Genomic DNA, 13,241 nt, shown 5'->3' with positions numbered 1-13,241 from the left:
TGCGGATAGAAGCGCCTTATGAATTTAAGTTTTTACCTGTCGATCGATCGGTGTCAATAAATCCAAAACATACCGATTTAGTGAAAGTTGCCGCCTCATCGGAGTGTAGTGACGAGGCGAGTTTTGTTTTACTCCATCTTGTTCGTTGTCGTCAAATTTGCTTGTCGTTTTCTACGTGGAGCGAAAGCCTTCCGTGAAACTGAAATTGCCCCGAGTCGCTAATCAGCGAGTACTATGCATCAGCGTACAGACATTGATAGAATCGTAAGCTATCTGATCCGTCATTTATAATATTTCAATGCACCACGCTTTTTTAAGGCCACGCTGGAGATTAAATGATTCGATATAGGACCGATACACTCTGGGGTGCGATGCCTTACGATCATCATTGCGCGTCCTCTCTAATGTTCGCCCGACTATGAAAGTGCGTGTTTTGCTCGCAAGCTGCTTGCTGTCATGGCCCTTTGCCGCTTCTTCGGGGTCGGACGGAATGTTGGACGATCCTTTCTCCACGACTCGGCAAGTGAGCCAAAGCCCCGGAAAAAACCATTTGGCGCTTGAAGATCCTTGTCGCCTGAACAAAGATACCGATCATGCCTGGACGATGGTGGATGTGATCGACCAAGCGCTTTGCAGCAATCCGCAAACCCGTCAAGCCTGGGCTAATGCACGTTTCCAGGCAGGGCAGGTCGGGATCGCTAAATCGGCCTATTTACCGACGGTCACGCTGAACACCTCGGTTTCGCGCAGTATGAATTCCGCCAGCAGCAGCTTGCAGATAACCACTATCAGCAGCGGCGGAGGCGCTTCTTCGCAGCCGATCAATCGTTTCACCCCGGTCGTCAGCCTGAATTATCTGCTTTATAACTTCGGCGGTCGCGAAGCGCAGCTTGAAAGCGCCCAAAAAACCCTGGAAGCTTCGAATTGGACTCATGATGCAACGCTGCAAACCGTGATGTTTGCAGCGATTCAGGCCTATTATCAGGTTTTTGCGACGCAAGCCGCCGCAGAAGCCGCGCTGGTCTCGGAGAAAGCCGGCAATGAAGCGCTCAATGCGGCTCAAAAGCGCTATGAAGTCGGCGCGGCGGCTTTGGCCGATGCGCTACAGGCGAAGACAGCATTCGCTCAGGCCAAGCTTAATCGTCAAAAGACCGAGGGCGATGCCAGAGTTGCGGTCGGAAGCTTGGCCAATGCGCTGGGGCTCGAAGCCGACTATCGTTTGAATATCGCTGCTCCGTTCTTGCCAAAGCCGGATGCCGAACAGGACACGCTGGTGCATGGTTTGATCGAAGAGGCCAAATTGATGCGTCCCGATCTGGCCGCCGCCGAGGCCACGGTTAAAGCGGCCGAAGCGAACGTTAAAGCCGCCGAGGCAGGCCATCTGCCGAGCATTTCCTTAATCGGGAATTACGGCTACAACCACACCAGCTTGCCTAGCGATACGCAGAGCTGGACGATAGGTATGCAAGTCAGTTTTCCGTTGTTCACCGGCTTCAATACGACTTACCAAATCCGAAGCGCGGAGGAGCAGCTCGAAGTCAAGCGCGCCAATTACGATCAGCTTGAGCAATCGGTGAGCCTGGATGTCTGGCGAGCCTACCAGCTGTTAAATACCGCTCACGAGAGTTTCAAAAGCAGTGAAGATCTGGTGGCGAGCGCTTTTCAATCCGAAAGGGTGGCGATGGGTCGCTACAAAGCCGGGGCCGGTAATATTATCGATCTTTTGAATGCGCAATCCAGTCACGCCAATGCCAGACTGCAATTAATCCAGGCCCAATACACCTGGCTGACGCAAAAAGCCCAATTAGCCCAGGCATTGGGGCGATTGGATTTTTCTTCTATCCCGACAAGGTAATACCTTATGGCACGTTTTCGGTATAAGTTAGTCGCTGTTTTCAGCCTGATCGCAATTCCTGCGGGCATTTATGGCTTCAATGTCTGGCGCGCAGCGGAAGAAGTCCCGCATTACCGCACGGAAAAAATAGCCAGGGGCAGTATCGTCAAGACGATCTCCGCCAACGGTACGTTAAATCCGGTGGTTTTGGTCAATGTCGGTACGCAGATTTCAGGCGTGGTCAACAAGCTCAATGTCGATTTTAATGACCGGGTACACAAAGACCAAGTGCTTGCGGAAATCGATCCCTCATTGATCAATGCCCAGCTCGAACAAAGCCAGGCGAATCTTGCCAATGCCCAGGCCTCGCTCAAACTTGCCCAAGCGAATGAGGCAAGGTCTAAGGAGCTATATGCGCAGGATTATGTGGCCAGATCGGATCTCGATCAATCCATCCAGGCACGGGAAGCCGCCAAGTCGCAAGTGGCTTCGGCCATCGGCCAGCTTAAACGCGATAAAGCCAACAAGGGCTACACCATCATCAAATCCCCGGTTTCGGGCGTCGTGGTGTCGCGCAATGTCGATATAGGGCAAACCGTCGCCGCAAGCTTCCAAACACCGACCTTGTTCACCATCGCCCAGGACCTGCAACACATGCAGATCGACACCTCGGTCGCCGAAGCCGATGTCGGCGGCATTCGGGTCAATCAAACGGTGAACTTCACCGTGGATGCTTATCCTGATCGGGTTTTTCAGGGGAAAGTTTTCCGCATCAGGCTGGATTCCAAAGTGTTGCAGAATGTGGTCACCTATGACGTGGTGATTAGTGTGAATAACCCGGAAGAAATTTTGTTGCCGGGCATGACCGCTTTCGTCAGCATCGTCATTGACGAAAGAAACGACATCCTGAAACTGCCATTGGCGGCGCTCAAGTTCCGTCCTGCCGGAGGGATTAGCAAGCCCGGCAAGAATGTCTACCGTCTGGATAATAAAGCTGTGGCGGTTCCCATACAGATCGGCATCGCCGACGGCAAGTATGCGGAAATAACCAGCGGGGATTTAAAAGAAGGCGATTTAGTGATTCTCGAAGACCAGAGCGAGCGCAAGGCTGAGGACAAGGGGCAGGGACAAAGCAGCTTCCGGGTCAGGGCATTTTGATGGAACGCCCTTTGATCAGCGTCAGCGGACTGTCTAAATATTATTTGGAAAACATGCCGGTGCTTAAGGATGTGAGTTTCAACATCGAAAGCGGCGAGTTCGTCGCGATCATGGGGCATTCCGGTTCAGGAAAATCGACGCTGATGAATATACTCGGCTGTCTGGATACCGCAACAGACGGGCATTATTATCTGGAAGGCAGGGACACCGCCGCCTTAAACTCTGACGAATTGGCTTTATTGCGAAACCGCTTGATCGGGTTCGTTTTTCAAGGATTTAACTTGTTGCCGAGAAGCTCGATTTTGGACAACATCGGATTGCCCTTGCTTTATGCCGGAAAAAGCAAGGCAGAGCGACGCGAAAAAGCGTCTATGATGCTGGAGCGAGTCGGCTTGGCTCAATTCGGCGATCGCAGGCCGAATCAATTGTCGGGCGGACAGCAGCAGCGCGTAGCCATCGCCAGGGCATTGGTCACCGACCCCAAACTGATTCTGGCGGACGAGCCGACCGGCAACCTCGATACCCAAACCGGTGGGGACATCATGAAAATCTTTCAGACCTTGAATGAAGAGCAGAATATCACGATCATTCTGGTCACCCATGAAGCCGATATTGCAGCCCACGCCAAGCGCTTGATCCGGGTGGTCGATGGACGAATTGCAACGGATCAGCCATCATGATCATCGGCTCATTATTAGGCGAAGGTTGGGAGGCGATGCGCGCCAATCGCATGCGCACCTTGCTAACTATGCTGGGCATGGTGTTCGGGGTCGGGGCGGTGATCATGATGCTGGCGATCGGCCAGGGCGCGCAATTGATGGTCAACGAATCCATCGCCTCAATGGGCAGCAACCTGTTCATCATACTGTCGGGCTCAACTTCGGCCGGAGGTTTAAGGCAAGGTTCCGGGACCGTACCGACACTGACCTTGGCCGATGCGCAAGCCATCGGCGAATTACCGGAAATCGCCGCAGTCGCGCCAACCCTCCCCAACAACGCCCAACTTATTTACGCTTCGAACAACTGGAGCACCCAGGTGTCCGGAACCACGCCCGCTTATCTCGAAGTCCGGGAATGGCCGGTCATTTCGGGTGAAGCCTTCAGCGACAGCGATATACGCTCGGCAACGCGGGTGCTGCTGATGGGGCAAACCGTGGCTCGCAATCTTTTCGGCGATGAGAACCCGGTCGGAAAAATGGTCAGGGTGAAAAACAGTCCGTTCCTGGTGCTGGGCATCTTGTCGTCGAAAGGCCAAAGCCTGGATGGAAGAGATCAGGACGATACCGTGTTTGTTCCTATTACCACCGCTCAGCGCCAACTGTTCGGCAATCAATTCCCCGGCATGGTTCGCTTCGTCATGGTCAAAGCCAAATCAGCCGAAGTCATGGACAAAGCCGAACGCAGCATGAACGAATTGCTTAAGGTTAGGCACAGGATTCATCCCGGACAAGAGGATGATTTTTCGGTCCGCAACCTCACCGCAGTAGCCCAAGCCGCTGCCGGCACCACCAAGGCCATGTCGACGATGCTCGGCGCGATCGCATCGGTGTCGCTGCTGGTCGGCGGTATCGGCATCATGAACATCATGCTGGTTTCGGTTACCGAAAGAACCCGTGAAATCGGCATCCGCATGGCGATAGGCGCAAGAAGACGCGATATTTTGCTGCAATTTCTGTTTGAAGCCGTGATGATTTCGTTGGCAGGAAGCTTCATTGGCGTAGTGGTGGGCATCGCTTGCGCTTATTTCTTCAGCCGATTCAATGACGCGCTGGTCGTCGTAACGCTCAGTTCGGTATTGCTCGCGTTTGGCGTAGCCGTAGCCGTCGGCGTATTCTTCGGTTTTTACCCCGCGCGCAAAGCCGCAGATCTTAAGCCTATCGAAGCGCTACGGTTTCAATAGTTCATGGCCAGTTCTCTCTCGCCCATCGCACCAGATCGACCATACCGTTCCCACCGGCCGCCACGTTGTTCTGCTCCAGCGTGACTCCCAGAAACTCGGCGGTCTGCCCACCGCTTTCGACGCCGATCACATACGGGCCTTTCGGCCAGTCACCGAACAAAGGGCCGCCGGAATTTCCGTCGGTGGAGTCCCCGTGGTGTTCGATCTCCAATGCGTTGCCGTCCGAATCGTCGTCTTCGACCGAGATGCCGAATTGCCTGGTCGGGAACTCGCCATTGACTTTGGTACTCGTGAGGCCGGGGGGCCACCACGTCGCCGTCACGTTAATTTCACCCGGATAGCCCACCAAGGTCCATCGCGGGTCGTCTTCCCAGTCGTCGTCGTAGGTCTTCGCGCCGAAAGTGCCCAGCCAGTCACCCAGTGCATCCTCCAACCGGATCACGGCAAGATCCCAGGCCTGTCTCTGTCCTGCGTTGTAGCCATGCACATGGGTCCCCCAACTCTCGACTCCTGCACCCACCACTGAATTTCCATTGAAGTAGCCGGGAACGAACTTGATCATTGCATCTCCCCGGCCCCACGGGATCAAATGTCCGGACGTAAGCACCGTACGTGCGCCCACCAGTGTTCCTGTTCCGGTGACCTTCCAGGCAGCGCCGGATTCCGGCGTCTTCACGAACACCCTTCCCACGCAGTGCCAGGGATACCCCTCCGGCAGAAAGATTGCGCGGTCGTCGTTGTTAAACACGATGTGAGGCCGTACCAATGCACCCGATTTCCTACGCAGCATGGTTCGCTCATCCGCGAATCGAGCCATTTTCGGGTGGTAGATGTGCGGCTGCCACTCCGGACGGAACGCGTCGACACGCACTGTTTTCCGCGGCGCGACCTTCAGCGAGTCCGGCTCCACACGCTTCATCTCTCGCACCGGAATCCCGCTGACGACGGGATAGTCCGTATCCAGCTGCCACGCGCCTTCCTCTCCTTCCACCCGGCTGAAGTGCTTGCGCGGGTCGAACTCCGCATGGCTTGAGGAAATCACCATCCTACGGCTGTAGAGCTGCTCCCGTATCTCGTCGGGCATTGCTCGCGACGCCGGGGTGTTTTCCAGTCGCAGCATCTCCTCGGCCGTTATCGGCCCGGGCTTGCTTTGTCCTTTGGTCTGTTTGTTTGCCATAGATTCTTCCTCATATCTTCAGTTTAGAATCAAAGAATCAATGGGGGCCGACTCAATTGATTACTACAGTGAGCACATCGGTCTATATATCGCCTAACTTGTTTTGTACATCTATAGTTTTACTTGTTTCTTTCTTTCCGGCTCTCAATTTCCCATGGAAATAATTTAAAAACAATTTGTATAAATACTATTAGTATTATTACGAATTCATGGTCTTAAATTGAATTTGAAAGTTTTTTTGCAATTTTTATAAAATATAGCGGGCCCTGGTTTTAAGGCAGTGGTTTAAGCTGTGTACTCTCATAATGAATGAGAAATGATGGGCGATCGGGGGCATTATTTTCGTTTTGGGTATCCAGCAAGCAAGTGGCAAAAGTCACGTGACCGCTTATGCCTGCGGCGCCTAAAGCGCCTATTTTTTGGTGCTCCACCTCCTTGCATCCATACAAGTCGTCGTTACTTCGCTCACGCTCCGTTTCCATGACGAACAATGAATGATTTCTGGTTAATTTTGACGCTGACAGGTGATAACTTTTGAACGCCGATTGACATCATTCAGTTAAGCGGCAACGAAAGAAATTGACTTGCGCCCCTGCTATGGAACAATGAAAATCAATTGATCGGTCTGTTTTTTTGATCCAATTTCCGGTTTCAAAGGTTAGCAGCCAAGAGTCCGGAGATCCTTGCCAATGGGTTAACCGCTATGACTCAAGAACCGTTAGCCGAATTACGAAAAGCCGTTAATCAGGCTTATCTAGCCGATGAGAAACGCCTCATCAGTGAATTATCAGCGGTATTAGCCGGTTACGATCCGGCTGCAATAGGCGATTGCGCCGAAACGCTGGTTACCGCAGTCAGGAAAAATCAACATCGGCAAACCGCGATTGAAGCGTTCTTGCAGGAATATCAGCTTAATTCTCATGAAGGCGTGGTTTTAATGGGGATCGCCGAAGCCTTGCTGCGTATTCCCGACAGCCGCACGCAAGACCTGTTTTTACAGGAAAAACTGACCGGCGCAGACTGGCACAGCCATTTACAGCATAGCGATTCCCCGCTGGTCAATTTAGCCACCAAAGCGCTGTTATTTGCCGGAGACTTTGAAGCGCATCATGGGCCGCAAGTCTTCGAACAACTGCTATCCCGGATGGGAGCGCCGTTAATACGTACCGCAATAAAGCAGGCCATGCAGCATCTGGCGTTGCAGTTTGTCTTTGCTGAGTCTATGCAGGATGCCGTTCAGCGTAGCGGGCAGGACCCGGTGTTTTGCTATTCTTTCGATATGCTGGGGGAGGCGGCGTTAACGCAGGCCGATTCCGAGCAGTATTTCCAGGCGTACCGTTCGGCCATTAATGCGTTGGCCGGGCATGCGGCCTCTGCTGACATTTACGCCAATCCGAGTATCTCGATTAAATTATCGGCGCTATGTCCCCGTTACGAGCCGTTGCAGCATGTCCGTGCGGTCAAGGAGTTGAGCGATAAATTGCTGACGCTGGCGCAGGCAGCACGCACGGCGAATATTGCGATCACTGTCGATGCGGAAGAATCCGAACGCCTGGACATGTCGCTGGATATTTTTGCCGCGGTTTTTAATCATCCCGATTTAGACGCTTGGCCGGGACTGGGTTTGGCAGTGCAAGCCTATCAAAAAAGAGCGCTGCCGGTCATTCGTTGGTTAGCCGGACTGGCCGAATGCCGACAACGGAAGATTCCGTTGCGTTTGGTCAAAGGCGCTTACTGGGACAGCGAAATAAAACGGGCGCAGGAAAACGGGTTGAGCGATTACCCGGTGTTCACCCATAAGTCGGCGACCGACGTATCCTATTTGGTCTGCGCGCAGTTTATTTTATCCAAACCGGATGCCTTTTATCCCCAGTTCGCCAGCCATAACGCGCATACCGTCGCCGCTATCCATCAATTCGGACAACAACATCCGGGTTATGAATTCCAGCGTTTACACGGCATGGGTGAGGCGCTTTACCGGGAAATTATCGAAGTTAAAAACTGGCGGATTCCGTGCCGCGTTTATGCGCCGGTCGGCGATTATCGTCAGTTGCTGCCTTACTTGGTCAGGCGCTTGCTGGAAAACGGCGCAAATACCTCTTTCATCAACCAGATCAGCCATCCGGATATTAGCGTCGCCGAACTGGTTAGCGATCCGGTAGCTGCGGTAAAGACCTCGGCCCATCAATCGCTAATCGTATTGCCCTGCAATTTATTCGGTGAGTGGCGGCTTAATTCCTCCGGGCTAAATTTGGCCGATCCCGAGCAACTGGAATCGGTGCAGCAAAGTCTGGATGCGTTGGCCGATAAGCACTGGACGGCAATGCCGTTAATAAACGGCAGTCCTAGCTCCGGTAAGGAACGGCTTATCGTTAACCCTTACGATAACCGCTTGACGGTTGGCTCAGTCGTTTTCGCCGAACCGGCTGCTATTGACGAAGCGTTAAACGAAGCCTCCCAGGCATTCACCGACTGGCGGCTTTGCCCTGTTGCACAGCGCGCCGGGTATTTGAAACAGGCGGCCGATCTTCTGGAATTGCATCGTCTGGAGTTGGTTTCTTTATGTATACGGGAAGGCGGCCGCACGATTAAAGACGCGTTGGCTGAAGTCAGGGAGGCTGTCGATTTTTGCCGCTATTACGCCCAGTCCGCGGTTGACTTGTTCGGCGAACCGGTCAGGCTGCCCGGACCTACCGGCGAGGAAAACCGGCTTTATCATTACGGCCGCGGCGTCTATGTTTGCATCAGTCCGTGGAATTTCCCGATCGCCATCTTTATCGGCCAGATAGCCGCGGCGCTTGCCGCCGGTAATACGGTTATCGCCAAACCGGCCAGTCAGACCGCATTAACCGCGATGCGCTGCATCCGGTTATTGCATCAAGCCGGTATACCCGAATCGGTGTTGCAGTTTTTGCCGGTCGGCGGCAGCGTATTTGGACAGCAGTTACTTCCCGATCCCCGAGTTGCCGGTGTTGTTTTCACCGGTTCCACGTCCACGGCGCAGTTCATTAACCTGCAACTGGCCCAACATCATCAGGCTATTGTCCCGCTGATTGCCGAAACCGGCGGACAGAATGTGCTGATCGCCGACAGCTCGGCATTGCTTGAACAACTGGTGCAGGATGCCATGGTCTCGGCCTTCAACAGTGCCGGTCAGCGCTGTTCGGCGTTGCGGGTTTTATTCGTGCAGGAGGATATCGCCGATAAAACCATCGCGATGCTGATCGGGGCGATGCAGGAATTAACGGTCGGCAATCCCGGCGTTTATCAAACCGACATAGGCCCGATCATCGACCATGCCGCACTAACGCCATTAACCGCACATTTAAGCGTCATGCAGGAACAGGCGCAGCTGCTTTATCAACTGCCGCTGCCGGACGGTTTGGAGCAGGGCAGTTTTTTCCCGCCCAGCCTGATCGAACTACGGTCGTTATCGCAACTGACTCAGGAAGTATTCGGGCCGGTATTGCATGTTGTCCGTTACCGCGAATCGGAACTCGATCAGGTCATTGCCGCTGTCAATGCCACCGGCTACGGCTTGACGCTGGGTATACACAGCCGAATCGATGCCGTCGTCAACACCATCCGGCAGGGCGTAAAAGTCGGCAATATTTATGTCAACCGGAATATGATCGGCGCGGTGGTCGGCGTGCAGCCGTTCGGCGGCACGGGGCTGTCCGGCACCGGCCCGAAAGCGGGCGGCCCGGATTATCTGCGTCGCTTCGTCATCGAACAGACCGTCGCCACAAACACTGCCGCGATAGGCGGCAATGCCGGTTTGCTGGCTCAGGATTTACGTTAGGAATGAGCATGAAATAACGTGAACAACTCGCGGCATAAGTTTGTAGCGGGAGTACCAAGCTTTGCTTGCGTTTGCAGGCGAAGCCTGCACTCCGGCTATTGGAGATTTGCTCATGCACGTTCCTAAAAGGAGCGCACGGCACGTCCGACAGATGTCCTCAAGCAAGGAGAACAAAATCTTTTCGGACAACGATAAGAGAAATAAAACCCGTTTGATCCGAGTCCTATTTGCGAGCTTTTGCGGCTTTCGCAGGTAATGAATTTAAGGACGGCTCAGGGCCAGCCGCTTGAGGCGGCGCAGGCATATCCGGGGGCGGCGGAAACCATTCTTCCAGCCGAGAGTTGTACATTAATTCATCCGGCACCGGAATTCGATGCCCTTTGCCGTACATGCACTGGATATAGTTGATGTCATAATCTTGTTGAGCATCTTCTTTGGAGTCGGGCTGCTGCCGCGACGTTGTAATCTGTGTGTGGCTAAGTTGCCTGCACGCCAGATCGTCATTATGGAACTGATCGAAGTTTTTACCGATGCCCGGCAGTACCAAAACACTGGGACCGCTCGGCATTATCGAGCAAGCGTTGAGTAAGAAAACAGACATCAGGATTGTCAGGATCTGTAACATTTGGCACACCTCCGTTAAGGAACAACATTCCGCCAGACAGCCGAACACTCCCTGACATAGGGATAGTAGCCGGGAGGATCGGTGCAGTAATACCAATAGCCGGGCTGCTGCTCTATGGGTTGGGGTTCAATTCTCTGCCATCCTGCCGAACATTCTTGGACATAGGGATAGTAACCGGCAGGACTTGAGCAATAGTCCCAGCTGTTCGGCCCGAATGATTGGATATTGAGCGCAGTGCCTTGATCGATATAAGCGGGAGGGCTGGACGGCATTATGATAGACGGTGAGGAATAATAGGGTTCAAAGGTATAGTAAGGCCAGTAATAGAAATTCGGCCGGGAATAGGGCGATTCTATAAAAAAACCAGCCCTGCCATGGTCATGCCGGCGAGGTGCTCCAACATGACCTTTTCTGGACTCGCCGACATGGGCATCGCCAAAACGGCTGCCCCGGTCGCCGCTAAAACCGCGTTTATGCTCACCACCAAAACCGTCCCCGCGGCCGCCGCCGGAGCGGCCTTCGTGCCCACCGCCGTCACGGGCCATGGAGCCTTCGCTAGATAACAAGGCAATAAGGATCATGAACAAAATTGATAATCTTCCGGGCATCATTGTCATGTCCTCATTTACCGAAATGGACTAAAGAGAGCTGGAGTCGACTTAACATGGCTGTTGTCCTGACTGGATGAGTTTGGCGTATAAATCCGGCTTTAATGCCAACCGCGTCCTCGCCAACCGCGACCGCCCCGTCCATGGCCCCTCCAACCATATCCTCCTCCGCCTCCGCCGTAGAAGCGTGGCCTAAATCCGTAATGGCCGTAACCTCCATAACCTCCATAACCATATCCGCCGTAGGGAGCGTAATTGTAAGAAATGCCGATATTGTCGTACGGCGTAGCATAAATGGCGCAACCATTCAGAATGCAGATGATCCCGGCAAGGGCGATTGCTAACGTTAAGCGACGCATTGTTGGCTCTCCTCAGTCGGTTGGGTAACCTATTACTCGGAAATACAGTCGGACTTGTTGCGTAGTGCTTATTTTTCAAGTGTCGATCACGGTTCAATCCGGGCAGAAAGATTCAACAAGCTCAAGTAGAATTCTGCTTTCGGCACCCTATATGCAGAACGGATCAATGAAAAATCGATTTCATAATTCCACAATAAAATCGCCTTATCAATACGTATGACTACGGGCTGCGTGGTGAATAAAAAATTTCAATCGCCTGTTTATCTGCATCCTAATAAGGATAGGGTCGGTAATAACTTCCTGAAATATAAACTTATCGTTCCCACGCTCTGCGTGGGAATGCGGTCAAGGCGCGCTACGCCATATACGGGACGCAGCGCGTCCGGCACTGCATTCCCACGCGGCGCGTGGGAACGAGGGTAACCGCTCTGCGGTTCGGGACGCTGGAGCGTCCCTGACCGGGTTACCACGCAGAGCATGGGAACCCTAAGCGGAAGTTATTATTGATGGAGTCCTAAGCATTTCTACGGATTGTACAAATGATCGGGCTTCTCTAACCTGTCTATCAAAGCCAATCAGGCTGAAAGCACTTCCGCAGTAGAGTTCATATCTTTAATAGATAAAATGAGGCTCCGATATGCAGAACTCCGAAGCTATTCTCGCCACCCATCTGCTCCCATTGATCATCTATTTCGGAGCCATCGTCGCTATCACCGGCGTCATGCTCGGCGGCGCGTATCTGTTGGGACAAAGACACCACGCTAAAGCTGCCGACGAACCGTTTGAATCGGGTATTGTTGCTGCGGGCGATGTGCATATCCGTTTTTCCGTTCAATTTTATTTGCTTGCCATCTTTTTTGTTATTTTCGATATGGAAAGCGTATTCCTGTTTGCCTGGTCGGTGGCATTGCAAGAAGCGGGCTGGTCCGGTTTTATCGAAGCGTTGATTTTCATCAGCATATTAATCGCTGCACTGATTTACCTGTGGGCTGTAGGCGCTCTGGATTGGCGTACCCGCAGGCAGCGTAACAGCAGCCCATAGGGGGGATTATGCATTGGACTCTAACCAAAGCGGAGACAGATCCCGCTCCGCAATCCGGGCAGCAGACTTATGAAGAAGCGCTACGCCGCAATTTCCTGTTCGCTAGGCTTGAGGATATGGTCGCCTGGGGACAATCCAATTCCGTCTGGCCTTTTAACTTCGGCCTGTCTTGCTGCTACGTGGAGATGGCGACCGCATTCACCAGCCGTCATGACATTGCCCGTTTCGGTTCGGAAGTGATCCGGGGATCGCCGCGTCAGGCGGATTTGATCGTCATTTCGGGGACGGTGTTCCGAAAAATGGCCCCGGTGGTCAAACGGCTCTACGATCAATTGCTGGAACCGCGCTGGGTTATATCCATGGGTTCCTGCGCCAACTCCGGCGGTATGTATGACATTTACAGCGTCGTGCAGGGCGTGGATAAATTTTTACCGGTGGATGTTTACGTGCCGGGCTGTCCGCCCAGGCCGGAAGCGTTGCTGCAAGGATTGATGCTGTTGCAGGATGCGATAGGCAAGGAAAGACGCCCGTTAAGCTGGGTGGTCGGCGATCAAACGGTGATTAAAGCACCTCAACCCAGTTACCGCGATTTACTGACGGAAGAAAGAATGCGTACGCGGCAGTTGAGGAGTCCTGACGAGATATAGCCGTGGCAGGGATAAACATGCTGGAGTACAAGGCTGGCCTTGTACGGGTAAACCTAAAACGGCAATTTATCAACGAAATACATTGATGC

At 53.2% G+C, this 13,241-nt stretch carries 11 protein-coding genes; 7 read left to right on the top strand and 4 right to left on the bottom strand.

Annotated elements, in window-relative coordinates; translation table 11 throughout:
• The first annotated feature begins 490 nt into the window (after positions 1-490).
• From METTU_RS16515 to METTU_RS16500, 4 genes are read left to right on the top strand one after another with little or no spacing between them, the layout of a single operon-like run.
• Entirely contained in the window at positions 491-1,855 is a 1,365-nt protein-coding gene (locus tag METTU_RS16515; RefSeq protein ID WP_169624964.1) for a TolC family protein, read from the top strand.
• Positions 1,856-1,861: 6 nt separating this feature from the next.
• Positions 1,862-2,992, top strand: coding sequence for an efflux RND transporter periplasmic adaptor subunit (locus METTU_RS16510; RefSeq protein WP_006892946.1), 1,131 nt, complete (start codon positions 1,862-1,864; stop codon positions 2,990-2,992).
• Positions 2,992-3,672 carry an ABC transporter ATP-binding protein gene (locus METTU_RS16505; protein WP_006892945.1) on the top strand — a complete coding sequence of 227 codons (681 nt, stop codon included), beginning with the start codon at positions 2,992-2,994 and terminating at the stop codon, positions 3,670-3,672. Before METTU_RS16510 ends, METTU_RS16505 begins: the two co-directional genes overlap by 1 nt.
• Positions 3,669-4,892: an ABC transporter permease gene (locus METTU_RS16500; RefSeq protein ID WP_006892944.1), complete on the top strand. Its 1,224-nt coding sequence runs from the start codon at positions 3,669-3,671 to the stop codon at positions 4,890-4,892. Before METTU_RS16505 ends, METTU_RS16500 begins: the two co-directional genes overlap by 4 nt.
• Before the next feature lies 1 nt (position 4,893).
• Here the strand turns inward: METTU_RS16500 and METTU_RS16495 are convergent, their stop codons facing one another.
• Positions 4,894-6,069, bottom strand: coding sequence for a trypsin-like serine peptidase (locus METTU_RS16495; RefSeq protein ID WP_006892943.1), 1,176 nt, complete (start codon positions 6,067-6,069; stop codon positions 4,894-4,896).
• A 703-nt stretch (positions 6,070-6,772) separates the two neighbouring features.
• Here METTU_RS16495 and putA point away from each other — a divergent pair.
• Positions 6,773-9,871, top strand: a complete 3,099-nt coding sequence (gene putA / locus METTU_RS16490; protein ID WP_006892941.1) for a bifunctional proline dehydrogenase/L-glutamate gamma-semialdehyde dehydrogenase PutA — start codon at positions 6,773-6,775, stop codon at positions 9,869-9,871.
• A gap of 223 nt (positions 9,872-10,094) precedes the next feature.
• On the opposite strand, the gene METTU_RS16485 is transcribed toward putA, so the two are convergent.
• The 3 genes from METTU_RS16485 to METTU_RS23750 are packed head-to-tail and all read right to left on the bottom strand — an operon-like array spanning position 10,095 to position 11,333.
• Positions 10,095-10,496, bottom strand: coding sequence for a glycine zipper family protein (locus tag METTU_RS16485; protein ID WP_006892940.1), 402 nt, complete (start codon positions 10,494-10,496; stop codon positions 10,095-10,097).
• A 14-nt stretch (positions 10,497-10,510) separates the two neighbouring features.
• Positions 10,511-11,107: a hypothetical protein gene (locus METTU_RS21905; protein WP_006892939.1), complete on the bottom strand. Its 597-nt coding sequence runs from the start codon at positions 11,105-11,107 to the stop codon at positions 10,511-10,513.
• A 10-nt stretch (positions 11,108-11,117) separates the two neighbouring features.
• Positions 11,118-11,333: a hypothetical protein gene (locus tag METTU_RS23750; protein WP_169624962.1), complete on the bottom strand. Its 216-nt coding sequence runs from the start codon at positions 11,331-11,333 to the stop codon at positions 11,118-11,120.
• Between the two features lie 767 nt (positions 11,334-12,100).
• On the opposite strand from METTU_RS23750, the gene ndhC reads away from it, so the two are divergent.
• Positions 12,101-12,505 carry an NADH-quinone oxidoreductase subunit A gene (gene ndhC, locus METTU_RS16470; protein WP_006892936.1) on the top strand — a complete coding sequence of 135 codons (405 nt, stop codon included), beginning with the start codon at positions 12,101-12,103 and terminating at the stop codon, positions 12,503-12,505.
• 8 nt (positions 12,506-12,513) lie between these two features.
• Complete coding sequence (locus METTU_RS16465) at positions 12,514-13,152, top strand: NuoB/complex I 20 kDa subunit family protein (RefSeq protein WP_006892935.1); 639 nt, start codon at positions 12,514-12,516, stop codon at positions 13,150-13,152.
• Positions 13,153-13,241: the final 89 nt, after the last annotated feature.

The sequence above is a fragment of the Methylobacter tundripaludum SV96 genome (assembly GCF_000190755.2).
Lineage (GTDB): Bacteria > Pseudomonadota > Gammaproteobacteria > Methylococcales > Methylomonadaceae > Methylobacter_A > Methylobacter_A tundripaludum.
The sequence above is the reverse complement of the archived record's forward strand: the minus strand, read 5'-3'. Positions and strand labels throughout refer to the sequence as shown.

Bases quoted from the DNA above. Each gene is read 5' to 3' on its own strand.
- METTU_RS16515 (WP_169624964.1), top strand. From the start codon at position 491: ATGTTGGACGATCCTTTCTCCACGACTCGGCAAGTGAGCCAAAGCCCC.
- METTU_RS16505 (WP_006892945.1), top strand. From the start codon at position 2,992: ATGGAACGCCCTTTGATCAGCGTCAGCGGACTGTCTAAATATTATTTG.
- METTU_RS16495 (WP_006892943.1), bottom strand. From the start codon at position 6,069: ATGGCAAACAAACAGACCAAAGGACAAAGCAAGCCCGGGCCGATAACG.
- METTU_RS16510 (WP_006892946.1), top strand. From the start codon at position 1,862: ATGGCACGTTTTCGGTATAAGTTAGTCGCTGTTTTCAGCCTGATCGCA.
- putA (WP_006892941.1), top strand. From the start codon at position 6,773: ATGACTCAAGAACCGTTAGCCGAATTACGAAAAGCCGTTAATCAGGCT.
- ndhC (WP_006892936.1), top strand. From the start codon at position 12,101: ATGCAGAACTCCGAAGCTATTCTCGCCACCCATCTGCTCCCATTGATC.
- METTU_RS21905 (WP_006892939.1), bottom strand. From the start codon at position 11,107: ATGATGCCCGGAAGATTATCAATTTTGTTCATGATCCTTATTGCCTTG.
- METTU_RS23750 (WP_169624962.1), bottom strand. From the start codon at position 11,333: ATGGAGGTTATGGAGGTTACGGCCATTACGGATTTAGGCCACGCTTCT.
- METTU_RS16465 (WP_006892935.1), top strand. From the start codon at position 12,514: ATGCATTGGACTCTAACCAAAGCGGAGACAGATCCCGCTCCGCAATCC.
- METTU_RS16485 (WP_006892940.1), bottom strand. From the start codon at position 10,496: ATGTTACAGATCCTGACAATCCTGATGTCTGTTTTCTTACTCAACGCT.
- METTU_RS16500 (WP_006892944.1), top strand. From the start codon at position 3,669: ATGATCATCGGCTCATTATTAGGCGAAGGTTGGGAGGCGATGCGCGCC.